The 25,573-nt window shown below is 61.6% G+C and carries 25 protein-coding genes and 2 pseudogenes; 13 read left to right on the forward strand and 14 right to left on the reverse strand.

Annotated features, from left to right (window positions below):
- The first annotated feature begins 14 nt into the window (after positions 1-14).
- The 3 genes and pseudogenes from Q0K00_RS00145 to Q0K00_RS00155 all read left to right on the forward strand — a co-directional run.
- Positions 15-1,064, forward strand: coding sequence for a GAF domain-containing protein (locus tag Q0K00_RS00145; protein WP_297226538.1), 1,050 nt, complete (start codon positions 15-17; stop codon positions 1,062-1,064).
- Positions 1,065-1,066: 2 nt separating this feature from the next.
- Entirely contained in the window at positions 1,067-2,092 is a 1,026-nt protein-coding gene (locus tag Q0K00_RS00150; RefSeq protein WP_297226539.1) for a rod shape-determining protein, read from the forward strand.
- A 6-nt stretch (positions 2,093-2,098) separates the two neighbouring features.
- Positions 2,099-2,767: pseudogene (locus tag Q0K00_RS00155) on the forward strand (inositol monophosphatase family protein); the annotation flags it as partial.
- A gap of 178 nt (positions 2,768-2,945) precedes the next feature.
- Here Q0K00_RS00155 and Q0K00_RS00160 read toward each other — a convergent pair.
- On the reverse strand, positions 2,946-3,446 hold the full coding sequence (locus Q0K00_RS00160; RefSeq protein WP_297226606.1) for an NUDIX hydrolase: 501 nt from the start codon (positions 3,444-3,446) through the stop codon (positions 2,946-2,948).
- Here Q0K00_RS00160 and rimI point away from each other — a divergent pair.
- The 7 genes from rimI to Q0K00_RS00195 all read left to right on the forward strand — a co-directional run bounded on the left by rimI (position 3,445) and on the right by Q0K00_RS00195 (position 8,285).
- Positions 3,445-3,906: a ribosomal protein S18-alanine N-acetyltransferase gene (gene rimI / locus Q0K00_RS00165; RefSeq protein WP_297226540.1), complete on the forward strand. Its 462-nt coding sequence runs from the start codon at positions 3,445-3,447 to the stop codon at positions 3,904-3,906. The genes Q0K00_RS00160 and rimI overlap by 2 nt on opposite strands.
- Before the next feature lie 12 nt (positions 3,907-3,918).
- Positions 3,919-4,671 carry a triose-phosphate isomerase gene (gene tpiA, locus Q0K00_RS00170; RefSeq protein ID WP_297226541.1) on the forward strand — a complete coding sequence of 251 codons (753 nt, stop codon included), beginning with the start codon at positions 3,919-3,921 and terminating at the stop codon, positions 4,669-4,671.
- A gap of 72 nt (positions 4,672-4,743) precedes the next feature.
- Complete coding sequence (gene secG, locus Q0K00_RS00175) at positions 4,744-5,133, forward strand: preprotein translocase subunit SecG (protein WP_297226542.1); 390 nt, start codon at positions 4,744-4,746, stop codon at positions 5,131-5,133.
- Positions 5,134-5,198: 65 nt separating this feature from the next.
- Positions 5,199-6,152 (forward strand): Smr/MutS family protein, encoded by a 954-nt coding sequence (locus tag Q0K00_RS00180; RefSeq protein WP_297226543.1) that lies wholly within the window; start codon positions 5,199-5,201, stop codon positions 6,150-6,152.
- 649 nt (positions 6,153-6,801) lie between these two features.
- Positions 6,802-6,996, forward strand: a complete 195-nt coding sequence (locus tag Q0K00_RS00185) for an AAA family ATPase (protein WP_297226602.1) — start codon at positions 6,802-6,804, stop codon at positions 6,994-6,996.
- Positions 6,997-7,006: 10 nt separating this feature from the next.
- A complete protein-coding gene (locus tag Q0K00_RS00190) occupies positions 7,007-7,435 on the forward strand; it encodes an ATP-binding cassette domain-containing protein (protein ID WP_297226603.1) in 429 nt (142 codons plus the stop codon).
- Positions 7,436-7,505: 70 nt separating this feature from the next.
- On the forward strand, positions 7,506-8,285 hold the full coding sequence (locus Q0K00_RS00195; RefSeq protein ID WP_297226544.1) for an ABC transporter permease: 780 nt from the start codon (positions 7,506-7,508) through the stop codon (positions 8,283-8,285).
- Between the two features lie 326 nt (positions 8,286-8,611).
- On the opposite strand, the gene Q0K00_RS00200 is transcribed toward Q0K00_RS00195, so the two are convergent.
- From Q0K00_RS00200 to xerD, 7 genes and pseudogenes are all read right to left on the reverse strand, one after another.
- Entirely contained in the window at positions 8,612-8,956 is a 345-nt protein-coding gene (locus tag Q0K00_RS00200) for a hypothetical protein (RefSeq protein WP_297226545.1), read from the reverse strand.
- Positions 8,957-9,024: 68 nt separating this feature from the next.
- A complete protein-coding gene (locus tag Q0K00_RS00205) occupies positions 9,025-9,444 on the reverse strand; it encodes a DnaJ family domain-containing protein (RefSeq protein WP_297226546.1) in 420 nt (139 codons plus the stop codon).
- 429 nt (positions 9,445-9,873) lie between these two features.
- A pseudogene (gene mutS, locus Q0K00_RS00210) lies at positions 9,874-12,606 on the reverse strand (DNA mismatch repair protein MutS); the annotation flags it as partial.
- Positions 12,607-12,710: 104 nt separating this feature from the next.
- Positions 12,711-13,217 (reverse strand): lipopolysaccharide assembly protein LapA domain-containing protein, encoded by a 507-nt coding sequence (locus Q0K00_RS00215; RefSeq protein WP_297226547.1) that lies wholly within the window; start codon positions 13,215-13,217, stop codon positions 12,711-12,713.
- A 24-nt stretch (positions 13,218-13,241) separates the two neighbouring features.
- Positions 13,242-13,715, reverse strand: coding sequence for an HIT domain-containing protein (locus Q0K00_RS00220; protein ID WP_297226548.1), 474 nt, complete (start codon positions 13,713-13,715; stop codon positions 13,242-13,244).
- A gap of 89 nt (positions 13,716-13,804) precedes the next feature.
- A complete protein-coding gene (locus tag Q0K00_RS00225; RefSeq protein WP_297226549.1) occupies positions 13,805-16,507 on the reverse strand; it encodes a CBS domain-containing protein in 2,703 nt (900 codons plus the stop codon).
- Positions 16,504-17,469 (reverse strand): site-specific tyrosine recombinase XerD, encoded by a 966-nt coding sequence (xerD, locus tag Q0K00_RS00230; RefSeq protein ID WP_297226550.1) that lies wholly within the window; start codon positions 17,467-17,469, stop codon positions 16,504-16,506. Before xerD ends, Q0K00_RS00225 begins: the two co-directional genes overlap by 4 nt.
- A gap of 83 nt (positions 17,470-17,552) precedes the next feature.
- Between xerD and folK the strand changes: the two genes are divergently transcribed.
- Both folK and Q0K00_RS00240 read left to right on the forward strand, forming a co-directional pair.
- Positions 17,553-18,068: a 2-amino-4-hydroxy-6-hydroxymethyldihydropteridine diphosphokinase gene (gene folK, locus Q0K00_RS00235; RefSeq protein WP_297226551.1), complete on the forward strand. Its 516-nt coding sequence runs from the start codon at positions 17,553-17,555 to the stop codon at positions 18,066-18,068.
- 230 nt (positions 18,069-18,298) lie between these two features.
- The gene (locus tag Q0K00_RS00240; RefSeq protein ID WP_297226552.1) at positions 18,299-18,595 is read left to right on the forward strand and encodes a TRASH domain-containing protein; all 297 of its coding nucleotides are present in this window, start codon (positions 18,299-18,301) and stop codon (positions 18,593-18,595) included.
- A 356-nt stretch (positions 18,596-18,951) separates the two neighbouring features.
- Here the strand turns inward: Q0K00_RS00240 and Q0K00_RS00245 are convergent, their stop codons facing one another.
- From Q0K00_RS00245 to acpS, 5 genes are all read right to left on the reverse strand, one after another.
- A complete protein-coding gene (locus tag Q0K00_RS00245) occupies positions 18,952-19,341 on the reverse strand; it encodes a RidA family protein (RefSeq protein ID WP_297226553.1) in 390 nt (129 codons plus the stop codon).
- Between the two features lie 182 nt (positions 19,342-19,523).
- A complete protein-coding gene (locus tag Q0K00_RS00250; RefSeq protein WP_297226554.1) occupies positions 19,524-20,747 on the reverse strand; it encodes an aspartate kinase in 1,224 nt (407 codons plus the stop codon).
- A 34-nt stretch (positions 20,748-20,781) separates the two neighbouring features.
- The gene (gene tsaE / locus Q0K00_RS00255; protein WP_297226555.1) at positions 20,782-21,294 is read right to left on the reverse strand and encodes a tRNA (adenosine(37)-N6)-threonylcarbamoyltransferase complex ATPase subunit type 1 TsaE; all 513 of its coding nucleotides are present in this window, start codon (positions 21,292-21,294) and stop codon (positions 20,782-20,784) included.
- Complete coding sequence (locus Q0K00_RS00260; protein WP_297226556.1) at positions 21,288-22,952, reverse strand: NAD(P)H-hydrate dehydratase; 1,665 nt, start codon at positions 22,950-22,952, stop codon at positions 21,288-21,290. Before Q0K00_RS00260 ends, tsaE begins: the two co-directional genes overlap by 7 nt.
- 2 nt (positions 22,953-22,954) lie before the next feature.
- Positions 22,955-23,338, reverse strand: a complete 384-nt coding sequence (gene acpS / locus Q0K00_RS00265) for a holo-ACP synthase (RefSeq protein ID WP_297226557.1) — start codon at positions 23,336-23,338, stop codon at positions 22,955-22,957.
- 143 nt (positions 23,339-23,481) lie between these two features.
- Between acpS and Q0K00_RS00270 the strand changes: the two genes are divergently transcribed.
- Positions 23,482-24,822, forward strand: a complete 1,341-nt coding sequence (locus tag Q0K00_RS00270; protein WP_297226558.1) for a UDP-glucose/GDP-mannose dehydrogenase family protein — start codon at positions 23,482-23,484, stop codon at positions 24,820-24,822.
- A 503-nt stretch (positions 24,823-25,325) separates the two neighbouring features.
- On the opposite strand, the gene Q0K00_RS00275 is transcribed toward Q0K00_RS00270, so the two are convergent.
- Positions 25,326-25,553, reverse strand: coding sequence for a helix-turn-helix transcriptional regulator (locus tag Q0K00_RS00275; RefSeq protein WP_297226559.1), 228 nt, complete (start codon positions 25,551-25,553; stop codon positions 25,326-25,328).
- Positions 25,554-25,573 lie beyond the last annotated feature (20 nt).

Genomic DNA, 25,573 nt, shown 5'->3' on the forward strand with positions numbered 1-25,573 from the left:
CCCCCCTCACACCTATGAACAATATCCTTGAAAAGCACGTCCTGAGCATCGTCTGCAGCGTTTTCGACGCCTATTCCGCCGTTCTCTTCCTGCCGGAGGAAAACGCGGAAGGCGAGGGAGAGCTTCATCGTCTGGTTGCCGCCTTCAGCCTGGGGGACGGCATCGCGGAGGGCAGCACCATCCAGCCGGGCAAGGGGCTCGTGGGCTGGATCCTGCGCAACCGCCAGCCGCTGGTCGTGCCCAATTTCGACAAGCATCAGAGTACGCTGGGCTATTACCGCGAAGGGGAAGAAGGCGGGGTCAAGGCCTTCATGGGATGCCCCGTGCCCACGGGGGGAGCGCTGTGCGTGGACAGCAAGCGCCAGTACTCCTTCACGGACAAGGACTACAAGATCCTGCAGATGTTTGCGGAGCTCATCACGCGCCAGCAGGCCGCGCAGGGCGTGGCGGAACCGCTGGGAGGGGACATCTCCCGCTATTTTGCCCAGCTCTGCGTCATCCAGAACCTGCGCTTCCACCATAAACGCTGGCCGCAGTTCATCCAGAATTATCTGAAAACAGTGGCAGCGGCCACGAATTTCGATTACTGCGCCTTTGCTTCGGTGGTGCGTCCCGGCGAAGCCTACTGCCTTGAATGCGAATCCGCCCCGCTGCTGCTCAACGAAGGAGAAATGCTGGAGTTCAGCATGAGCAGCGGCCTTGCGGGATGGGTGTTCAACAACGATCAGCCCGTTTTCGTGGAAGGCAGCAACGGCGGACAGGGGACCATGCTCTTTGCCAAGCTCCCGGACATGCCGGATTTCCAGGCCGTCATCTGTATGCCGGTCATCGTCAACAGGAGCACGCGCTGCGTGCTCTGCCTTGCTCATACCGCTCCCCGTGAAATGGACGAGGCCCTGCGCAGCTTCGTCCAGCTGGCTGTGGATCATCTGGCCCTTTTCCTGGAAAACCTCTACCTCAAGACCAGGCTGCGCAACATGCTGCCGCGAGCGCAAGTCCACACCAGCGGTTCCCGCATGTACGATCCGGACAATGCGCCGCACCCCCATGCCGGTGAAGAATAGCCATGCTGCCGCATCTGCTTCGCCGCTTTTTCGCCCAGGACATCGCCATGGACCTGGGGACAGCCAATACGCTGCTGTTCACCCGCAAGCATGGCATCGTCATCAACGAGCCCTCCGTGGTCGCCGTGGATGTCCAGAAGAACACAGTGCTTGCCGTGGGGAGCGAAGCGCGGGAATATCTGGGACGGACCCCGCAGCGTATCCGGGCCATCCGTCCCATGAAAGACGGCGTCATCGCGGACTTTGACGTGACGCGGGCCATGATCGCCTACTTTGTGCGCAAGACCATCACCGGTCTGCGCCTGGTCAAGCCGTCCATGGTCATCTGCATCCCCACCGGCATCACGCAGGTGGAGAAACGCGCCGTCATCGATTCGGCACATCTGGCCGGTGCGCATGACGTCTCACTGGTGGAAGAGCCCATGGGCGCGGCGCTGGGAGCGGACCTTCCCGTAGGCGAGCCGCTGGGCAATATGGTGCTCGACATAGGCGGCGGCACCAGTGAGGTGGCGGTCATCACCCTGTCCGGCATCGCCGTCTCCCAGTCGGTGCGTGTGGCCGGAGACGCCATGAACATGGCCGTACAACGCTATCTTCGGGATGTCTTTCGGCTTGAAGTCGGTGAAATAACGGCAGAAAACGTCAAAAAGATCCTCGGCAACGCTGTACCGCGCCCCGATTCTCCCCGTCTGGAGGTTTCCGGCAAGGATCTTGTGGAGGGCGCGCCCAAAGTCATCACCATCGGTGAGGGGCATATCCGCGAGGCCCTCAACGAGTGCATACAGGCCATCGTCGGGACCGTCCTGCGGACGCTGGAACGCACTCCGCCGGAACTGGCCGCGGACATCCACCGTAACGGTCTGCTCATGGCCGGGGGCGGTTCTCTGCTCCGGGGCCTGGATCAACGCATCGCGCGTGAAACGCGCCTCAAGGTCTTTGTGGACAAGGAACCGCTGACCACAGTGCTGCGCGGGACCGCCAAGGCCATGCTGGACCGCAAGCTGTATCAACCCGTTTTCATCAACTGACGCGCCATGTACGATCTTTCCTGCAATCTGTCCGCACTTACGGACAAAGTGGAAGCGCTTGTACGCCGCAGCGGCGACATCATCCTCGAACACTGGCGGCATCCCAGCCATGTACGCCACAAGGGCCGTACCGACCTTGTCACTGAGACCGACGAGGCCGTGGAAGCCTTTCTCGTACAGGAGCTGCAACAGATCCTGCCGCAAGCGGGCATCCTTGCCGAGGAGGGCGATTCCTTCGGACCGGGCACTGACGGGCTGTGCTGGATCATCGACCCGGTGGACGGCACGACCAATTTCGTCCACCGCCTGCCCCATGTCGGTACTTCCGTCGCCCTCTGGGACAGAGGTGAACCGTTGCTGGGCGTGGTCAACGTGCCCATGTTGCATGAATGCTACCGGGCCTACCGCGGCGGCGGGGCCTTCCGCAACGGCGTCCGCCTCTCGGTCAGCGGAGCGGATCAGCTCACGGACAGTCTGGTGGCCACGGGCATCCCGTATGATGTCCGTGAAGGTTTACAGCACATCATGGCACAGCTTGCCGTCATCCTGCCGCAGGTGCAGAACCTCCGGCGCATGGGGGCGGCCTCCATCGATCTGGCCTATGTGGCTTCCGGCCAGCTGGACGCTTATTTTGAAAAGGGACTCAAACCCTGGGATGTGGCGGCCGGCATACTGCTCGTCACGGAAGCCGGGGGACGGATAAGCCGCAGCGACGGCGCTCCCTACAACTTTGGAGACGAGATACTGGCTACCAACGGTCATGTGCATGAGGCCAACGGCCGCGCAGGCTGGTCCCTCGGCATAGAGCCGCCTGACGGCCTTTATCCCGTCAGGAAAAAAACAGACAGGCGGTTCAGTCCAGCAGCGAACTTTCCAGAACGGCATGTCGCACAAGCGGAGAAAGCAGCTCCCCGCCATGCAGGGCCAGTCCCCGGAACTCCTCCCGATCCAGCAGCAGACGCGTGGCGGTATCCTCGGCCATCAGGCGCATACGGGAAGAGGCGACTCGCAGCGAAAACAGGGAAACAAAGGCCAGATCCGTGGCCGGACAGGGCGGTAACGTGCCCAGCTCGCGCAGGCGACAGTCCCCCAGCCCCAGCCGCAGGGCCAGCGCCTCGACGCTGTCCAGCAAAGATGCCCCGGCAGGAACGGGACTGCGCGCAAAAAAGTCCCAACCGTGTGGACCTGCAGCCAGCAATATGCCTTCCCGGCTCCCCACCAGCAGACAGATTTCCCTATGGACAAGCCGTTGCTCCCGCACAAGGCGCTCGGCGAGACGGCAAAAAGGACGATTACGGGCATCGACGACTTCCAGCAGGGAGTGCGCGCCCGCCAGCAAGGAACGATTCCGCATGAATACACCTGAGACGGGTCTGACATTTCGCCGCCTGCACGCCGAGGACGCGCAGGCCATGTTCAGTCTGGAAAAACGCTGTTTCAGCCAGCCCTGGACAGCGGAGCAGTGCCGCGCCGCCTTCCGTCAGCCGGCCTTTGCCGCCTTCGGACTGGTGGAGACGGCGGGACTAGCGGCCTACATATCCTTTTATCACAGCGCGGATGAACTGGAAATACTCAATATCGCCGTGTCGCCGGAGCGCCGCAGGCAGGGGCTCGGACGCCGGGTACTGGGAATGGCCTTGCAAGTAGCGGGGAAAATGGGTATCAAAAAGAGTTTGCTGGAAGTGCGAGAAAGCAATATTCCAGCCATTGGCCTGTACGAAAGCTTTGATTTTCGCCCGGTGGGGCGACGCCGCAACTATTACCGAGCCCCGGACGAGGATGCCCTGATCTACGAGCGCCTCGTCAGGGCCTGAATGGATCCCATCATGCAAAAGATTATTGCCGCCAACTGGAAAATGTACAAAACCCGGGCCGAAGCTCGTGAAACGGCTGCGGCCCTAGCCCGTCGCCTGACGGAAAAACAGCCTGATGGACGCCGGGTCATCGTCTACCCGCCGTTCACGGCCATTGCCGAGGTGGCTGCGGCCCTTGAGGGCGTGTCTTGTGCGGCTACCGGCGGTCAGGATGTCTATCCCGCCGGAGAGGGGGCTTTCACCGGTGAGATCTCCCCCCGTATGCTGCAGGATGCCGGAGCGTCCTGGGTGCTGACGGGCCATTCCGAACGCCGCCACGTCTTGTTGGAAAGTGACGAACTCGTAGGCCGCAAGACGGCTTTTGCTCTTGCTCAGGGCCTTTCCGTCATGCTCTGCATCGGAGAGACCCTTGCCGAGCGGGAAAGCGGTCAGCTGCGTGCCGTTCTGCAGCGTCAGCTCCAGGCCGGTCTGGCGGAGGTCGCTCCCGCCGACGTCAGTCGTCTGGCCGTCGCCTACGAACCGGTCTGGGCCATCGGCACCGGCAAGGTCGCCGGGCCGGAAGAAGCGAGCGAAGCCCACGCCATCGCCCGCGAGCTGCTGCGCGAGGTCATCGGGGCGGCAGGGGAGAGCACGCCGCTGCTGTACGGCGGCAGCGTCAAGCCTGCCAATGCCGCCGGTCTTCTGGCCCTTGACAATGTGGACGGCCTTCTGGTAGGAGGCGCTTCTTTGGACGCGGATTCTTTCGCCCAGATCATCTTTGCCTAATCCCGTCCGTGCCGTTGCAGAACGGCGCGGGACTTCAGGCAATGCCTGAAGAGGGATTTCCCGGAGGAAGCAGTGGAAACCCTTATCTTAACGCTTCACATCATTGTTTGCGTTCTCCTTGTCATCCTCATCCTCCTGCAGGCGGGCAAGGAAGGCATGGGCGTCATCTTCGGGGGAGGCGGAAGCACCTCCGTGTTCGGCAGCGCGGGCGCAGGGGGCATCCTTGCCAAACTGACGGCGTTCATGGCGATCATCTTCGTCATCACGTCCCTGAGCTATACCTATGTCACCAGCCCGCGTACGGCTTCCGATGAATCGCAGATCCTCAGCACGCCGCCGGTGAGCATCGAGGACAGCGCTCCGGCTGCTCCGCAGGCTCCTGCCGCCACGCCCGACGCCGCCACGCCTGCCGAGGGCGCGCCGACGGCCCCTGCGGCGGAAACGCCCGCCGCGGCGCAATAACCCTTCCAGCAGAACCTGAAAAAGCCGCGGCTTGTCCGCGGCTTTTTTTTCCGAGAGGGTCCGCCATGTCCCACAAGGCACACTCCGACGATAGCGGCAATTCCCGCTTCAATAATCCCTTTGCCTCGCTTGATCACAAGGCCTTTCCCCGCCGCGGGGGCCATGCTCCGACGGACGGAGCGTCCGCGTCCCACGGCAAGCGACGTCATGCCCCGAAGGATGACGACGCCGATGCCGCCTTGTTCCTGGCGGCCATGACCCGCGTGGAAAAAACGGCTCCTTCACGGACGGCCCGACAGGGCTTTTCGCTCGATGAGCACAGCGACCTCACGGAAAAGATGAAAAAAGCTCGTCAGCGCAGCACGGATGCAGCGGAACGCTCCGCATCCCCAGCCAACGCCAAGGAGACGCCTGCTCCCCTCACCATGCCGGACAGTCAGCCCATCAGCGAGGAAGAAGACGCCTTTTTGCTGGCCATGAAGCAAGTGGCCCCCCTGGCCGGTAAGGGAAGAGCCGTGGCCCCGGCCGTCAATCCTCAGTCGCCGCCTCCGGCGGCGGATACTTCCTTGCAGGATTTTCTGGACGGCAAACTGGAATTTGCGCTCTCCTTCACGGACGAATATCTGGAAGGGCATGTGGTAGGGCTGGACCCGCTCATCATGGGCAAGCTGCGCTCCGGGTCGCTCAGTCCGGAGGCGCACCTCGACCTGCACGGCCTCAACGTCCTGCAAGCCTTTGAAACGCTGCGCGGCTTCATGCGCGGCGCATGGTACAAGGGTCTGCGCACTGTGCTGCTCGTGCCCGGACGCGGCAAGAATTCGCCGGACGGCATAGGCATCCTGCGCGGCAAGCTGCAGACATGGCTGACGCAAGACCCGTTCAAACGTGTCGTACTGGCATTTTGCACCGCACAGCCGCATGACGGCGGTCCCGGCAGCATCTACGTCCTGCTGCGCAAGTTTCGTAAAAAAGGGCGCATCTGCTGGGAGCGTATGCCGGCGGACGCCGATCTGTTCTAGGCATTCCCTGAGGGTCTGTTAACACAAATTTTACAAACCATTTCAATAGATAAGACAAATAAGCTGTATACGCTCCGCTTGCCCTTGGGGCAAGGGAGCCTCGTGTCCCTGACTCTTCCCACGGTAAAAGCGCGCTGGGGAAGGGATGGGGGGCTTGGGGGGAAGGGAGCGACCGAAAGGCGGCCCGCAGGGCCGTACCCGTTAGGCGACAAAGGAGCCTTACGGACATCGACAGCAGAGCGAGGGGTTTCCCTTCCCCCCAAACAGGCAACGAATAGTGTTGACAGGCCCTAATGGCCCATGAAACGTCCCCGATCTGGAAAGGCCAGCGGAAAATGTGTCTCTTGGCCGGCAATGCGCCTTATTCTGAGTATGCTTTTCCCCATGACAGCTGACGCCCATCAAGAGCCATGCGAGGGAGAGGCGTCTGCCTCTGCAGAGCAGGGCAGGTAAAAAGTGAGCTGGATTTTTGCCGCTGGACGCGCAGGCAGCGGAAGATGTGTGGGTACCCGTTCGGGCGGCAGGTACGGCACAGCCTGCGCCGTCACTCCGAATGCTTTCCGCAGCTTCGACCGTGCGCCGTGATCATGCGCCACAGAGCCGCCTCCGTTCAACCCGCTCCATCATGCCATGAGGAAAAAGCCCTGTGATGCCCCATCCTCCGACCTTGCAGCCCATCCTGACTACCCACGACCTTTCCTTTGCCGGGATCCGCTATCCCGACATCGCCTTTCAGCGGCAGGGCATCAACATCATCTGCGGTCCCAGCGGCTGCGGCAAAAGCACCTTGCTGCGCCTCTGCAACCGGACGCTCGTCCCCAGCACCGGCCAAGTCCGCCTTTGACGGTCAGGACATACGCGCCTGTGACCCGCTGCAACTCAGACGTGACGTCTTGCTGGCCGGACAGGAGGTCTTTCTCTGCGACGGCAGCATAGCCGACAACTTCCGGCAGTTCTATGCGCTGCGCGAGCTGCCGGAACCAAATCCCACCGGTATGCGGCGCTTTCTTGATCTCTGCGCCTGCCCCTTATCCACGGACAGTCCGTGCGGCACGCTTTCCGGAGGAGAGCGCCAGCGGGTATTCCTGGCCGTATGCCTTTCCTTCGTACCGCGCGTCCTGCTGCTGGACGAGCCGACATCGGCTCTGGACGGCGACACGGCCCGCCGGTTCATGAACAATCTGCGTGACTTTGCCGCGCAGCACGGCATAAGCGTCATTCTTGTCAGTCATGATAGAGGATTGACCGCCAGTTTTGCCGACAACCTCTTGGAACTCGCCTGAGTCGCCAAGGCTCCACTCCCTCTACAACGAACCTTCGACGATCATAGAATCCTCGCTGCTTTCCCAGATAATGCCCTTTTTGCTGGCCTACGTCCTCCTGCTCATGGTGGGCGGCATCATGAAAGCCTGTCGCATCGCGCAGACGCGCCTCCTGTTCATGGCCGGCTTGCGCATGACCCTTCAGCTCATCCTGGCCGGTTTTGTGCTGACCTGGCTCTTTGCCCATCCGCATCCATTGCTGACAGTCGGATATCTGGCGCTCATGACGGGCTTCACCATCCGCACCGTGCTGGGACGTCATCCGCAGCTCAACCGCCGCTTTGCCTGCTGCGTGGCCTGCTGCCTTGCCTGCTGCGGCCTGCTTTCCACCGTATTTTTTGTGACCTGCATCGCGCGGCAAAACGCCTTCGATCCGCGATATGTCATCCCGCTGGGGGGAATGCTCATGGGAAATGCCATGACCGGCCTCAGTCTGGCGCTCAAAAGCTTTGAGACGGCCCTGCAAGGACAGCAGGCACGCATCCGTACGCTGGTCAATCTGGGCGTGCGCCCGCAGCACATCCTCTTTCCACTCGTACGCACAGCACTGGAAACGGCGCTCCTGCCCACGCTCAACTCCATGCTGGGCATGGGCATCGTCTTTTTGCCGGGCATGATGACCGGCCAGATCCTTGCCGGAGCCGACCCGGCCACGGCCATCCTGTATCAGGGCAGCATCATGATGGCCATTTGCGCCACTGTCTGCCTGACGGTGCTCAGCGCGCTGCTCTGGGGCTATCGCAGTCTCTGGGATGCGGACATGTGCATCCACCTGCCTGGAAATGACCGGCAGCCTGGGCAAAACGCATAGCGCGTTTCAAACCGAAATTGTTCCAGGGCCAACACTATTCGTTGCCTGTTTGGGGGGAAGGGAAAGCCCTCGCTCTGCTGTCGATGTCCGTAAGGCTCCTGCATCGCCTAACGGACACGGCCTGCGGCCGCCCGTTGGGTCGCTGCCAGCGCGGGAGCGGGTTTCCCTTCCCCAGCGCGCTTTTATCGGGGGAAGAGTCAAAGACACGAGGCACCCTCGTCCCAAAAGCAAGCGATGCGCATACAGTCTTCTTGGCTTATCTATTAAAATTGTTTGCAAAATTTGTGTTAACAGGCCCTAGTCCGCCCAAAAGAAGAGACAAATGATCATTGCGGATAGCCGTCATGCTTCGGGACGACCACGCCGCACCAGGTCCTGTAATCCAGCTTGTCCAAACCGGGGCAGGGCACATCCTTTGCCATGACGGCATACGGCATCACACCGGCATAATAGTAGAAGGCATCATCTTCTCCATACAGCCAGTATTCTCCATTGCCTATATTGTCCAACGTAACGGAGAAGGTAAAAAGAGAGGATTCTTTCGGGATGAAATATCCCCGGCTTGCGACGAGCGCACCTATATTGCCAAAAAAGTTTGTGCCCAACGACACATATAGCAGAAGTAAAAAGGATATCCACTTCAAGCTACGCACTAACTTTAAGGAAAGCATATCTCTTTCCTGTCACGATACAAAACAGGCTTCTCCGCGCCAGCGCAGGTCATGCCGATAAAAGCGGGTCAGGCTTTCTCCCCGTCTGTCCTCCCGGCAGTCACCTTGCGGGAAAGCCTGTCCAGCAGCCGGTCGTAATACTGTTCGTCATCCAGATGCAGCACACGCTCATGGCGGGTCTTGGCGCGCATGACGAGCAGACGCAGTTTCTGCATCTGCCGCACGCGTTCCTGCTCGTCCTCGCACTGCTCCAGCATATCCGCCAGATTGGCTATATCCTTGCGATCCTGCATCTCCGGCGGCAGACAGCCAGCGTTGCGCAGCACCTTGTAGGCCATACGCAATTCCTGCGGGATATGGCTGTCATCTTCCAGTTGCAACGGGCGTCCCGCTCCGGGAAGATCATCGAACGCTCCCTGTTTCTGCGCTTCGGCAATGCGCTGCTCGGCAATGGACTGGATGACGCTCCACGGATTGGGCTGACTCATGCGTGCATTCCTTTTTCATTTTTCCGCTGGCCGGTATAGGCCAGGAAGATATCTTCGCCTGTCTCGCGGGTGAAGGATGCCCTCCACAGCAAGACTTCCGTTGCCTTCGGCAGAACATGCAGCCGCAGCGGTCATGCAAAGCGGCATCCATCGTGCACCAAGAGACGATGGAAACATCGAACAGAGACTGGGTCTGTCGTTTCGCGGAAAAACGCGGTCATTCCGCTTTTGGGGCCGGGCGGTGTGTGCCCTCGTCTCGCGTCAAGCCTTTTTCAAAGGCAAAACGCTCTAAAACGGCGGTTCGCCTTCATCCGCCGCATCGGCAGGAGGAAGAGCAAAGGAAAGCTCCGTGTTGGTCTGTTCCTCAGCGGGTGACGGATCAGCGATGTCCCCTCCATTTCCCGCATCTTCGTCAGGACGTGGCGGAATGCCCCAAAGCTGTTTCCATTCCGTCACCAGACGGAGCGCCTCCAGCGGGGTCAGCTTTTCCGGCTCCACATCCCGCAGCAACAGGACCAGCGGGTGCTCCTGCGGCAACGTCCGGCAGGCTTCCTGAGGATCGACGGAAGCAATGCCCTTGCCCTTCTTCACCGGGGGGGCTTGCGGCAGCTCCAGGCCGGGCAGGGCAAGGGAAACCGGGGCCTCGCTGCGTCGTTCGCCCCTTCCGCGCTCCAGATCAGCCAGAATGGCGCGCGCCCTCTGCACCACGGAGGAGGGCACCCCGGCCAGACGAGCCACCTCCACGCCGTAACTGCGGTCGGACGGACCGGGGACCAGACGATGCAGGAACAGGATCTCGTTGTTATGCTCCCGAATGGCGATGTTCATGGTGAAAACGCCGGGGATGCGCCCCTCCAGCGCGGTCAGTTCATGATAATGTGTGGCAAAGAAGGTACGGATGCCGCCAAGGCGGCCAGCCAGATTCTCCACAACGGCCCAGGCCAGCGCCACGCCGTCATAGGTGCTGGTCCCCCGGCCGATCTCGTCCAGGATGACCAGACTGCGCCGGGTAGCCTGTCGCAGGATACGGGCGGTCTCCATCATCTCCACCATGAAGGTGCTTTGCCCCTGCGCCAGATTGTCCGATGCGCCCACCCGCGAGAACAACTTGTCCACAAGGCCGATGCGGGCTTCAGCGGCCGGGACCATACTCCCCATCTGGGCCAGCAGGCAGATGATGGCCACCTGTCGCAGGACAGTGGACTTGCCAGCCATGTTTGGCCCCGTGAGCAGGCAGAGACGCCGCCTGTCATCCAGCACCACCGTGTTAGGAACAAAATTGGCGCTGCCCACCATGGCCTCCACCACCGGATGCCGACCTTCACGCAGGAAGAGCTGCGTGGAGTCCTCCAGCTCGGGACGGCACCAGCCGTTTCGCCGCCCCACATGGGCCAGCGACTGCCAGTAATCCAGCTGAGCCAGCACATCCGCCATGTGCAACAGGCGTTCCCGCTGGGCGGCCATATGCGCCCGCAAGGACACAAAGAGCGAATACTCCAGCTCCTTGCGCTTATCTGAAGCGGAAAGGAGGTTTTCCTCCAGCTCCTTGAGGGCCGGGGTCGTGAACCGTTCGGCATTGGCGAGCGTCTGCCGACGGATGAAATGATCAGGCAGCGGCCCGGAATGAGCGGCCTTGCTGACTTCGTAAAAATACCCGAACACGCGGTTGTAGCCGAGCTTGAGCTTGCCGATGCCCGTGGCGCGCTGCTCCTCTTCAAGCATTTCCTGAAGTTTCTGCTCGCCATGCTCCACAAGGTCCATAAGCTTGTCCAGATCCGCATGATAACCCGGCTTGAACAGGCCGCCGTCCGTGATGACCGTGGGCGGACTGTCCACCAGGGCCTGCGTCAGCAGTTCCGTACAGTCCTCCAGCGAATCCCATCCGGCGCAGAGCTCATGCAGGGCGGCAGGCAGATCGTTGCCGAGGCTTCGTTCTTCCGTGACGTACTGCCCGTCCGTCGGCGTGATCAGGGCCGCATAGACATGCGGCAGGGCCGCAAGGCTGTTGCGCAGGGCGATGAAGTCACGCGGGGTAGCGCGCTCCAGCGTGATGCGCGTGGAGAGGCGCTCTATGTCGTAGACGGCATCCAATGCTTCGCGCATACGCTCCCGACGGACATCATCACCATGCAGGAAAGCCACGGCATCCTGGATACGGACGATGGGCCCACGCTCCCGCCACGGGTGGCGGAGCATGTCCTCCAGCAGACGCCCGCCCATAGGGGTCATGGTCTGATCAAGCACATGTCGCAGCGTGCCCTTGCCCTTACGTCCGTTCAGACGCGAAAAAACTTCCAGATTACGTTCCGTCACGTCATCGACGAGCATACGCCGCCCCAGATCGAGCGGCTGAAAGGGCAGGAGATGCTCGGGAAGGCGCTTCTGCGTCTGCTCCAGATAATGCAGCAGGCCGCCGCAGGCCCGCAGGAGCGCTTCCTTGTCCTGCAAGCCGAGCGCCTGGAGTTCCTGTACGCCTTGCGCCCGGAGCACCCGCTGCGCTGACCGGCCGGACTCGAAGGCCACTCGCGGCAGCCGCACAAGACGGATGCCTTCCAGCAGACAATGCGGCGGCAAGGTCATGTCTTCAGGCACGAGCAGCTCCCGCGGGGCCAGCTTCTGCGCCCATTGCCACAGCTCGTTTGCCCGGCGCAGTTCCACCCCCGACCACTGCCCGGTGGAGATATCGGCCCAGGTGAACGCTCCCCGGCCGCTTTCATCCAGCAGCAGCGCGCCAAGATAGTTATGGCTCTTGCTGTCCAGGTTGGCGTCGTCCAACACGGTGGCAGGCGTCACTACCCGCGTCACGGCGCGCTGCACAAGCCCCTTTGCCTGCCGCGGATCCTCCACCTGATCGCAAATGGCGACGTGGTAGCCTTTATCCACCAGCTGGGCAAGATAGCTCTGTGCGGCGTGCCAGGGCACCCCGCACATGGGGACGGGATTTTCGCTGTCCTTGCTGCGGCTGGTGAGAGCGATCTGCAATTCACGGGCGGCCGTGACCGCATCGTCGAAGAAAAGTTCGTAAAAGTCGCCCATACGATAGAAAAGCAGGGCGTCAGGATGTTCGGCCTTGATACGCAGATACTGCTCGAACATGGGGGTCAGCTTTGCGCCGGACGGGATCTGGGCAGCGGAGGCGGAGGAAATGGAAGTATCGGACATGACGGACATGATAGAAGGATCAGGAAAAAGAGGAACAGACACAGAGGGGCGACACCATCAGACGATGATGCCGCCCCTCTGAAAATCAACCATGGATGGGCCTGCTAGGGCTTGTCAGGATCGGGCGCCACGATATCTTCGACAGAAGAGGCCGCCTCAGCTTCCTTGGCGGACGTTTCCAGAGGCTTGGTATTGGCGGGCTTTTCCGTGGGGGTCTCAACAGGCTTTTCAGCGGGCTTTTCCTGCGCGGCGCCTTCCTTGCCCTGCCGGGCACGCTGGAAGAAAGACTGCTTCTTGCCCTCGGCAGCCAGCTGCTTCTGCAGCTTCTCCACTTCGCGCTCAAGCTGGCTGATGCGCCAGCGCGCCTTCATGAAGCGGGCCGTGCCGTGCATCTTGTCCCAGACAAGGAAACAGACGGACAGCAGCGCGCCCAGCGCAAAGGCGGCAAGGAGCATGAAATAGAGGGGCAAGGGGATGGAAGACATGGGCGCCGTGAAGAAGAGGTTCAGCGTCAACACCATGTCCTGAGACAGGGCCGCCTGGTTTTGGAACAGAAAAACCAGCGCCAGAAAGATTGCCACAACCAGAATCAGGACTTTAAGAAAGCGCATAGCTCCTCCTCTCGGCGCTTTTCGTTAAAAACAGGCCCGCAGGGCCTTGTACGTCTCGCTGATGTGCTGAGGGATGGTCCGCACGTCATCCATCACGGCAATAAAGGACGAATCCCCGTTCCAGCGGGGCACAAGATGGAAATGCAGATGCTCTCCGATGCCCGCGCCGGCGGCCTTGCCGAGATTGAGCCCCACGTTGATCCCCTCACAGTTAAAGTGCTGCTTGAGGATCCCGCTGCATCGCTGCACAAGATCCATGATCTCATGGGCTTCCTCACGAGAAAGCTCCGTCAGTTCGGAAACATGACGGTACGGACAGACCATGATATGCCCGTTATTGTAGGGATAACGGTTCATGATGACAAAGGCGCTCCCGCCACGGTACAGGACAAGGCGTTCCTCATCCTCCTGCGTGCTTTCCGGCAGGCAGAACACGCAGGTATCGGGCTTCGTCCCCAAAATATATTCGATGCGCCACGGCGCCCAGAGCTGTTTCATGGTTTGTGACTATACACCTCCTCCGCGCCGAGGGCAAGCCCGCAGGCCAATGCCCCTGACATGCGCGCAAAGATATCCTTACGGAGGGCCTACTTCCGCCCCGCATCAGGCTCGGACGCGTCCGCTTCGGCCAGTGCTGCCTGCACAAGATCGCGCGCCAGCTCCCATTGCGCTTCAGGGCTGACCGCCGTGCCGTTGAGCTTGGCAGCCAGCACCTGCCGCAGGATCTCGGTAAAGCGCGGACCGGGGCGGAGTCCCAGCGCGATGAGATCCGAACCGCCGATGTCCGCCTTTTCTCTGCGCCACTGGGTGATGTAGCGGGAAAAGTTCTTCTGCAGTCCTTCCTCATCAGTGGCGGCCATGAGATAGAGCAAGAACTCCAGCTCAAGCCCTTCCAGCATCTTCCAGAAACCGAAAACGTCCGTATGGGCGTCGCTTTGCTTGCGCTGCCAGCTTTCCAGCCGAGAGCAGAGGTAGCGCGCCTTCTCCCGCAGATGGAAGACCGCCGCCCGACGCTGCGGCGGCAGGCCGAGGCGTTCGTAGACGCTACGGGCGTCCTCGTAATTGAGATTGTGGCAAAGGGCCAGAAAATAGGCCAGCCAGTGCTGCACCGACTCTTCCAGGTAGAGCAGATGATACCAGCTTACCATTTCCCGCATACGCATGAGCGTCTCCCGTCGGGTAGGCGTGAGCGCGAGTTGCGGGCTTATGGCCTTGAGCAGCCCCAGCTCCTCCATACGGATGAAACAGGCCGGAGGATTGGGTTCGGTGCACATGTGGCTGTATTCATGGTAGATACGGGGACTGCTCAGCTTGTCCAGCAAATTGAGCGACAGAACGTTCTTGATGAGCTTTTCCGCCGCGGGGTCAAGATGGAAGCCATAACGTTGCTCAAAGCGCACGGCCCGCAGACAGCGCGTGGGATCTTCCACAAAGCTCAGAGTATGCAGGACACGGATATTCCCGTCCTTGATGTCCCGCTGACCGCCGAAAAAGTCCACCATCTGCCCGTAGGGAGAGCAGTCCAGCCGGATGGCGAGGGCATTGATGGTGAAATCGCGCCGGAACAGGTCCATCTTGATGGAAGAAAGCTCCACCGTAGGCAGGGCGGCGGGATACTCATAGTATTCCAGTCGGGCCGTAGCCACGTCGATACGCAATTCCTCACCGTCCGGGCCGGTATAGATGACCACCGAGGTCATGAACTTCTGATGCTCGCGCACGCGCCCGTCCAGGGCTTCGGCCAGGGCCTTGGCCAGCTCGATGCCGTTGCCTTCCACCACCAGATCGATGTCCTCGTTGTCCCGATCCAGAAGGATGTCGCGCACGAAACCGCCCACCACATACACGGGCAGCCCCAGCTTGCGGCCCAGATTGCCGGCCAGCTCCAGAATGGAACGCGTATGCGCCGAGAGCCTGTCGCGCATGAGCTTGGCCACATTGCGCGGCTTGATGACCGGCTGGTCATTTTCCTTGAGCTGCACAGGCTCGTTGGCAAAGACATTGATAAGGTCGGTGCGCGTCACCACACCGATGACCTCATCATGCTCGATAATGGGGACGAGACGCTGCCGCGCGCCCACGATGATGGCTGAAAGCTCGCTCAACGGCGCTTCCGGCGGCAGCAGGGTGGGAGTACGGAGCATGTAGTTCTCCACCGTGAACTCGCCCAGTCCGTGCAGCCGGGCGCGCGAGGCCGTCTGCGCATCCAGAATGCCGCAACAGCGGCGCGTACCGGGCACGAAGACAGGCACGGCCTTGAGGCCGAAATGCAGCATGAGCTCATCGGCGGCGCGGATAGTCTTGTCCGACTCGATGCCCACGGCCGGCGTGGACATATAGTCCCTGGCGGTCTTGTCCTCCCCAAGCTGGCCGCGCAGATTGCGCACGATGGCGTCATGCACCTCATTGAGCATCATGTTGCGTATGGAAGCCGAGGCTGCATAGGCATGTCCGCCGCCGCCCAGCTCCGCACAGACCGCGCCCACGTTGATGAGCTCCGTCCGGCTGCGGGCCACCACCTGGATACGATCCTCCATGCGCCCCACGGCAAACAGCACCGTGAACTTCTCCATCTCCATGAGCCGGTGGGCCAGATAGGCGAAATCGCCCAAATAATGCTCCATCGACGCTTCAGCGATGACGACGGCGATGCCGTTGATGGTATAGGTGCGGGCCGATTCCAGCAGACTGTTCAGCGCCCGTACATGCGCGCTGGTGAGCTCGTGGGCGGCCATGTCGTCGATATCGTTGACGCGCATCCCCTGCGTGAGGAGCCAGGCGGCGCTTTCAAAATCCAGCGGCGTGGTGGAGGAGTACGTGAACGAGCCGGTATCGCCATAGATGCCGAGGCCGAGCAGGGTGGCCTCGTCCGCATCCAGCCGGACATCAGCGATGGACAGCGCCTTGACGATAAGGCTCGTCACCGCTCCCACTTCGGCCCGATGCGTCACCGTGGCCACCACGTCGTCCCCGGAGTCGGGGTGATGGTCCCAGACCTCGATGCGCATCCCTTCCCGATCCAGCAGACGCCCCACATGCTGCAGGCGGTCGCGTTGCCGGGTATCCACCACCACAAGACGCGTCACGGCATCCCAGTCGATCTCATCGCTCTCGCGCAGCGAATACCGTTCTCTGTCCACGGTGGCGGCGATCTTCTGAAGACCGCGCTCCTGCGTCCCCGGGAAAAGCAGGGCGCAGGGGGCATACAGATGCCGGACGGCCAGCATGGCGGCAAAGGCGTCAAAATCGGCATTGGCGTGGCAGGTGACAAGGGTGGAAACGACTGTCATCGGGACTGGCTCCGGGGATGATGGGCACGATGGATGCTGCGCAGGCGTTCGGCCTGCACATGGGTATAGATCTCCGTGGCGCTGATGTCCGCATGGCCCAGAAGGACCTGGACGGACCGCAGGTCGGCGCCGCCTTCCAGCAGATGCGTGGCAAAGGAATGCCGGAAGGTATGCGGCGAGATCTCACGACGGATGCCCGCCGTCAGCGCGTATTTCTTGATGGCTTTCCAGACGTACTGCCGGGTAAGTCCGTTGCCGGAACGGTTGACGAAGAGCAGATGGCTGTTGGGCGAAAATTCGGGACGGCAGTGGGCGATATAGTCCTGGAGCCGGGCTTGGGCCTCAGCATGAAGGGGCACCAGACGCTCCTTGCCGCCCTTGCCGAACACCCGCACGAGCCCGCGCTGCAGATCGAGATCCTCCAGCGTCAGCTCGCAGACTTCCGAGACCCGCAGACCCGCCGCGTACAGGACCTCCATAAGGCAGCGATCCCTCCGGCCGGACTTGTCGCGCAGATCCGGCTGGGCAAGCAGGCGCTCCATCTCCTCACGACTCAGCACTTCGGGCAGATATTGCGGCAGCCTGGGACTTTCCAGCAGGGCGGCGGGATTGGCCGACAGCACCTTTTCTTCCACGGCAAAGGCAAAGAAACTGCGCAGGGCCGACAAGCGTCTGGCCAGACTGCGCCCCGTATTCTGTCGTGAGCGCAACCAGGCCAGAAACAGCATGATGTCCTGTTCACCAAGCTGGACGGCCTGCCGAGAAGCGGCAGCCCCCCGGCCCATATCCCACTCGTCCAGATAGAGGAGGAAGAGCTCCATGTCCTGTCGGTAGGCTTCCACTGTCCGTACGGAAAGTCCCCGCTCGGCCAGCAAGGCATTGGCCCAGACGGGAACAGAGCGCGCCAGCGCATCACGCAGCTTTGCAAAGGGGACAGCGGGGGAGGCGGTGTTTTTCTCCATCTCCGTATGGTAGCCTGCCTCCGCCGGAGGGGCAAGCCTCCGATGCTTTGACAGCCCTGCCCGTTGTACGCTATTTTTTTTAAATGCTGTCTGCTGCTGCCGAACTGCCGGTCTATGTGAGCCTCGGTTCCAATACGCCTGATGCCGCGCATATGCTCGACGCCGCGAGCGCCGCGCTGGAACGCCTGGAGGGCCTGCGCCTCGTGCGGGCCGCCTCCCGCTACACGACCGAGCCGCAGGGCTACGCCCATCAGCCGTGGTTTGAGAATACCGTACTGGAGCTGGCCGTGGATGCTGCCCGCTGGCAGTCGCGTGAGCTGCTGGCCGCCATGCTGGGCATGGAAGCGGCACTGGGAAGGCGGCGTGATCCGGATCTGCGTTTCGGCCCGCGCAGCATCGACATGGACCTGCTCCTTTTCGGCAACGAAACGAGTACGGATATCCATTGCCTGCTGCCGCACCCGCGCATGTGCGAGCGGGCCTTCGTGCTCGTGCCGCTGGCGGAGCTCGCGCCGGATCTTCTCGTCAACGGCCGCAGCGTCTCCCAATGGCTGGAAAGCCTTGTCTGGCGCAGGGAAGGGCGGGCAATTTTTCAGTGACCTTTCGGCAGGCCTGTGCTACACAGGGCGAGTGTTGCCGCGCCGTCCGCGCCGCCGCATCCCACCGTTAGAGCAATTCCACATTGAAAATGTGGATTGCTCTGGTAGTCGCGAGAGCGACTACCAGCAACCGAACACACGGAAAAACCACGCTTTTTCCGTAGTGTGAGGGCAGCGTCAGCATTGAAATTGGACACAATTTCAATGCGAATCCGCTCTAAGGAGTATCTATGTGGAAATGGCTTATTCTGGCCGTGGCGGTCTATGTGCTGTACCGCATGTTTGCCAATGACTTCATGAAAAAAAAGCAGGCGGACAAAAAAGAAGACGCCGCCGAGATGGAACGCAAGGTCGCCGCCGGAGAAATGGTCAAGGATCCGGAATGCGGGGCCTATGTCTCTGTGGATGAGAGCATTACCGTACGGGACGGCGAAAAGGTCTACCGCTTCTGCAGCTATGACTGTCGCGACAAGTTCCTCAAGCGCCTTCAGGAAGGCGGCCGGGAACTGCCCGCCAGAGAGGACTAGACCGAAACGGCAGCCATGCCGGACATGGCCGAGTCCGGAAAGGAACGCCCCGCTCGGGCGGAGCTTTCCGCCTCCTCTTTTTGTCCTTTCTTCCGTACGAGGGACGGGATAGGGTTGAGGGAACAACCTTTGCCCTGCGGCCGATGACCACTGACGGGATGAGACATGGAAGCGGCGTTGCCCGAACGGCAGCCCCGCTTTTTTCATAGTCGCTCCTGCCTTTCCCGCCCCCTGCCCAGAGCGACGAGTTCCGGCGGCGACCGGCGAGCCGGCGGGAAAGGGCATCCCCCTCCCCGCCAGCGCAGCAGCGCGCCAGACGCGCTTTTTTCCATGCGTTCCCGAAAGAGCCAGAGGCGTTATTTTCCCTGAGGCTGCTTGTAGGCAATGCAGTCCACTTCCACACGCAGATCGCTCATCATGGCCGCCTGTACGCACACTCTGGCCGGGGCGTGCTCCGCCGTGAAATACTGGGCATAGATCTTGTTGAACCCGGCGAAATCGCGCGGATCATCCAGAAACACCGTGACGCGCACCACATCTTCCAGCCCATAACCCGCCAGTTCGAGCGCCGCCTTGAGATTGTCCAGCGCCACACGCGCCTGCACGCTGATGCTGCCGCTCACGATCTCCCCGGAAGCGTCACGGGGAACCTGTCCGCTGACATACAGCCAGCCGTCAGCGGCAACAGCCTTGGCAAAGGGCAGGGCGCCGGGGGCCGAGGGGATTCCAAACCGTTTGATGGACATACTTCTCTCCTTTTTTATGGGGATGGGATTTTATTTTATAAAATATTTCATAAAAAATTGCCATGCCAGGAAAAAGGCCGCATATGCGGCCTGATCTTCCCAAAGCCCAACCAACCCGGACGGCGGCGTCCGCAGGCGTTACCCGCGCCGGCAGGAAGCGCCGCCGCGACCGGGGGCATATGCTAGTTGATGTCCCAATCCAGCCCAAACGTATCGTGCAGGATGCGCACGGCAAGCTCCACATACTTTTCCTGGATGAGGATAGTGATCTTGATCTCCGAGGTGCTGATCATCAGGATGTTGATGCCTTCCTGCGTGAGGGCGGCAAAGGCCCGGGCAGCCACGCCGGAATGGTTGCGCATCCCCACGCCGATGGCCGACACCTTGGCCACGTTGACGTCGTGCACCACTTCGGAAGCGCCGATCTTCCTCGCAACCTCGTCCATGATGGCCAGCGTCTGATTGAGGTCCTTGCGGGACACGGTGAAGGTGATGTCCGTATGGCCGTCAAGGCTGGTGTTCTGCACGATCATGTCCACCAGCACGCCCTTTTCGGAGAGCGGACCAAAAACGGCAGCCGCAATGCCGGGCACGTCCGGCACTTCATGCAGGGTCACGCGGGCCTGATCCTTGTCGTAGGCAATGCCGGATACAAGAAGAGCTTCCATGCTCGAATCCTCCTGGGTAACTAGGGTGCCGGGATCATCCGTGAAGGTCGAGCGCACCCGTACCGGCACTTTGTACTTTTTGGCAAATTCCACGGAACGAATGTGCAGCACCTTGGCCCCCATGCTCGCCATCTCGAGCATCTCCTCATAGGCCACGCGATCCATCTTGCGGGCCGTGGAGCAAATATTGGGGTCTGTGGTGTAGACGCCGTCCACATCCGTATAGATCTCGCATTCCACGGAGCCGAGCGCAGCGGCAAGCGCCACGGCGGACGTATCCGAGCCGCCCCGGCCCAACGTGGTGATACGCCCGTCCTCGGTGCATCCCTGAAAACCGGCCACGACCAGCACGTCGTATTCTTCCAGAGCGGCGCGCAGCTTTGCGCTGTCGATATCCGTAATGCGCGCCCGGCCGTAGTCGTCATCCGTGGTCATGGGAATCTGCCAGCCCAGAAGGGAACGCGCACGAACGCCCGCATCCTTGAGCAGCATGGTGAACAGGGCAATGGACACCTGCTCCCCGGTGGAAACCAGCACATCGCATTCGGCCTTGTCCGGCGTATTGGACCATTCATCCGCCAGAGCAAGCAGGCGGTTCGTCTCTCCCGAACGGGCAGACAGCACCACCACCATCTTGTTGCCCCTGGCCAGACCGGCAAGGACCTTTTCACGAACCTTTTTCATGCACTCCAGATTGGCTACCGAAGTGCCGCCAAATTTTTGCACGAGAATCTTCATGCCACTCTCACGCCACCTGACTGCAACAAGTGAATCACAGGGCAACAGGATCGACCCCTTGCAGGCTGGGCCATCCCTCTTGCAGCCGTTCAACCAGACGCTGTGCGGCCGGGCCCCTGGCCCGCAGCGTCACAAGGTGTTTCTCTTCGCATGAGTTCAGGCAGATGTCCAGATATTCCTTGGGCAGATCCGCCTCCGGCAGGGCTTCCCCCCATTCCACGAAACAGAGGCTCTTCCCGTCGTCCAGCGCATCCCATAATTCGTCGGGCGCACCGGCAGGACAGCGGTACAGATCGGCGTGCAGGACAGGGGGGCATGTGGGATAACTGTTGCACAAGGTGAAGGTCGGGCTGGAGATCTCCGCCCTGTCGCCGCCCGGCAGGGCTTCCACCACGGCGCGCGTGAGCGTGGTCTTGCCGCTGCCCAGATCCCCATGCAGCAGAAAGAGCCGCACGGCAGGGACATCCTGTACGGCCGCGGCAAGCGCGCCTCCCAGACGCCTGGTGTCGTCAAGGGAAGCGAGCACAAGAGAACATTCCTTCAGCATTTTCCGTCCCCCCCCGTCCGTGCCCGCTGCCCGCAGTGAGCCGCATGTACGGACGGCAGGACATCTGCCAGCTCATGCGCCAGATTGCCGCGCGTCGGATATTTTTCCGCCACGGCACGCCCAGCCAGCGCGTGCCAGCTCACGCCCACGGCGGCAAGCGTCAGCGCATCCACCGGGCAATCCCCCTCCAGCGTTCCGGCAGGGTGCGCCGCCCGCCGGGCCAACAAAGCGCCCATGCAGCCCGCCAGCACGTCGCCGCTGCCGCCCACGGCCAGAGAGGGCACATCCCACGGACTCACGCACACAGGCCGCAGACGCTGCGCCCGCTGCTGTCCGATGAGGGTCCCGGCCCCCTTGAGCACGACACAGGCGGGCGTCAGGGAACACAGGGCCCGCAAGGCCTGCAGACGGTCAGCCTGTATCTGGGCGGACGTCGTGCCCAGCAGCGCCGCCGCCTCGCCCGGATGCGGCGTCAGCACATCCTGCTCCCGCAGGCCCCGCAAAAGTTCCGGCTCGCGGGCCAGCAGCACCAGCGCATCCGCATCCAGTACGGCACAAGGCCGCTCCGCGCAGGAAAGCAGCGCGCGCAACAGAGCCTGCGCCGCCTCGCTGCGCCCCATGCCCGGCCCGATGACCAGCGCCTGCGCTCTGTCCACGCTCGCTTCGAGCAACAATCGCAGATTGCCCGACGGCAGCGACGGCCAGAGCCCCGGAGAAGTTCCCGGCATTTCCCGCACCATGATCTCCGCCAGACCATTGCGGACAGCCAGCCCATTGCCATAGGGCACAAGCGCGCCCGCCAGCCCGGCCCCGGCCCGCAGGACGGCCCGCGCGGCAAGGTGGGCCGCGCCGCACAGATCCTCCGCGCCGCCCACCACCAGCACATGTCCGTAGGAATTCTTGTATCCCTGTGGCCGGAAGGGCGGCAAATGTCTCAGGACCTCCGCACTGAGCAGGCGGGCGGAACAAGGCGCCGTACGACGTACCGCCAGCGGGATGCCGATGGGCAGGGTGAGCAGGCGTCCCGTAAAAGGAGCGCTTTCCGGCAGGACAAGGCCATATTTGGCGGCTTCAAACGTTACTGTGGCGTGGGCGCGCACAGCTTCCGGCTGCGGCCGACCGCTCGCCGCATCCAGACCGGAAGGCACATCCAGCGCAAGGACGAAGGCCTCACGCCGCAGAGCATTGATATGGCGGACAAGGGCAAGCATCTCCGGCCGCAACTCTCCGTGGAAGCCGGTGCCGAGCAGTCCGTCCACCACGATATGCGGCAGCTCCTGGCCCTTGCGACCGTCACCGGCAAGACAGCGCCCCACCGGCAGGAAGGAAACGCCGCAGCGTCGCGCCATACGCACATGCTGGCCGCACGCGCCCCGGTACTGTCCCAGGGGCCGCGTATGCCAGACGGTGGGCACGGCCCCCGCATCCAGCAGATGCCGCGCCAGAGCGGCAGCGTCGCCGCCGTTGTTGCCGCTGCCCATGAAGAGCCAGACCCGACGGCCCGCCAGCGGCACATGGCAGAGCTCCAGTGCCCGCAGGGCCGCGCGCGAGGCGTTTTCCATGAGCATGACTTCCGGCAGGCCCAGAGCAAAGGACGCTTCGTCCCATTGCCGCATCTCAGCCGGCAGCGGCAGGGGGGGCAGGGTGGACATGACCATACTTATTTCTCCAGAATGACGACCGCCACGGCGTAATGTCGCTCGTGGCTAATGGAAACGTGCAGGCTCCGCGCCCCGAGCTGCTGCAGACGCATCAGGGCCCGCCCCGCAAAAGAGAGGAGCGGCCTGCCGCCAGCATCGGCAAGGATCTCCACATCATGCAGGCCGATGCCCGCACTGAAGCCTGTCCCCAGCGCCTTGACCGCAGCTTCCTTGGCGGCAAAACGTCCGGCAAGACGGACCGCCGGCGGCAGTCCCCCGCCGGGGGCAAGCAGGGCAAGTTCCGCGGGACTGAGGATCTTGGCGGCATACCGCGGGCCGAAACGTTCCAGCCCGGCAGAGATGCGCTCCACCTCCACGATGTCCGTCCCCATACCTACCAACATGCCTTTGCTCCCCCGAAGCCGTCCGCGCATTGCCTTGCAACATTGCCCATTCCGACAAAAAAACATAGAATGGCCTACGCATTTGAACGTATCCCTTTACCGGCGTCAAGCGGCCCGGCCGATGACGCCACTCAGGAGCCATAATGAGACTTTGCATCGTTGGAACAGGCTATGTCGGCCTTGTCAGCGCCGCCTGTTTCGCCGAAATGGGCAATACCGTCGTTTGTGTGGACGTCAATCCCGCCGTGGTGGCCAAGCTCAATGCGGGAAAGGTACATATCTTCGAGCCGGGTCTGGAAGACATGGTGCAGCGCAGCCGTGCGGATGGCCGCCTTACCTTCACCACCAGTCTTGAAGAAGGACTGGCCGAGGCGGAATGCGCCTTTATCTGTGTGGGGACGCCCCCCGGTGAAGACGGCTCCTGCGACCTGCACTATGTGGAGCAGGTCGCCACAGCCATCGGCAACCACATGCAGCATGAGCTGGTGGTGGTGGACAAGTCCACCGTCCCCGTGGGAACGGCTGACCGCGTGCGGACGCTCATCGGTGAGGCATTGCAGCGGCGCGGCCTCGACATCACCTTCGAGGTGGTCTCCAACCCGGAATTCCTCAAGGAAGGGGACGCCATCAACGATTTCATGAAGCCCGATCGTGTGGTGCTGGGCACGGGATCCGAAAAGGCCGCGGAGATCATGCGCGAGCTCTACGCCCCCTTCGCCCGCACGCGGGACAAACTCATCGTCATGGGTGTCCGCAGTGCGGAAATGACCAAATATGCCGCCAACTGCATGTTGGCCACCAAGATTTCCTTCATCAACGAGATCGCGACCATCTGCGAACGGGTAGGGGCTGACGTACGCGATGTGCGCACGGGTATCGGTTCGGACTCGCGTATCGGCTACCAGTTCATCTATCCCGGCGTGGGGTACGGGGGCTCCTGCTTCCCCAAGGATGTCAAGGCCCTTATCCATACGGCCGAACATGCCGGTCTCACGCCGACGCTCCTACATGCCGTAGAAGCCGTCAATGCCCGACAGAAACGCCACATGGCCGAGCGCATCAAGGAATACTTCGCGCCGCAGGGAGGCGTGAAGGGCAAGACGCTGGCCGTCTGGGGGCTGGCCTTCAAGGCCAATACCGACGACATGCGGGAAGCCGCCGCCATCAGCATCATTTCCGCCCTGACGGCGGAAGGTATGCGTATCCGCGCCTTCGATCCGGTAGCGGGGGACAATGCGCGCTCCATTTTCGCTGACAATCCGCTGGTCGAGATCTGCGATGAACAGTATGCCGTCTGCGACGGCGCACAGGCCCTGCTGGTCGTTACCGAATGGAACCAGTTCCGCAATCCGGACTTCCAGCGTATCCGCAGCCTGCTGACCGCTCCGCTGCTCTTTGACGGCCGCAACCTCTATTCGCCCTCGGCCATGGCCGAACGCGGCTTTGCCTATTTCTGCATCGGCAGAAAAAGCGACGCGGAATAAAGCGGCCTTCCACAGTCACACCTTGAAGAAAAGAGACAGGCTCCCCGCCTGTCTCTTTTCTTTAGAGCATTTTCAGTTTGAAACACTTCGCGTTTCAAACCATACGGCCTGACGTTTCGCGAAAAAACGCGGTTTTTCCGCTTGGTTTTGGCCGGGCTGAGCTGTGCCGCCGCCTCGCATTTTGCCTTTTTCAAAGGCAAAACGCTCTATCCGTTACAAGCCCCGGGCTTACCGCGCCGAACGCTCCCGGCGCAGGTCCTGCCGCCTGTCCTCAACCTGATCCCGACCTTCCTCCTTTCTCTCGGTTCCGCACAGCGTCGATCCTGCACATGGACGACGCCAGCGCGGAGCCTCACATCCCCGCCCAACATTGACCGAGCGACGCTCTTTTTTCCTGAAAAAGCGCCCTCGTGTCATAAGAACGTAACAAAAATTTCATATCTTCTCCAAAAAGCAGCAAAAAGACGCCTCTGTCTGTGGCAGGTGACGACTAGCGAAATGCCTTACTCAAGCAGACCGGCCTCCCTGAGCAGGGCTATGGGATCGACCTCCATTTTTTGCGCAATGGTAAGAAATTCAATGACATCAAGCCTGCGTTCGCCGCTTTCATATTTCGATACGTATGACTGCGGCTTATCGAGATGCACAGTAAGGGTCCCCTGCGTAAGGCTGTATCTTTTTCGGCAAGGCTGGCTGAACTTACGAATACCCCCAAATAGAAATTTTCCCATGTAAAAAGGAGAAAAACTCC

It is taken from the genome of uncultured Desulfovibrio sp. (assembly GCF_944327235.1).
GTDB lineage: Bacteria > Desulfobacterota > Desulfovibrionia > Desulfovibrionales > Desulfovibrionaceae > Desulfovibrio.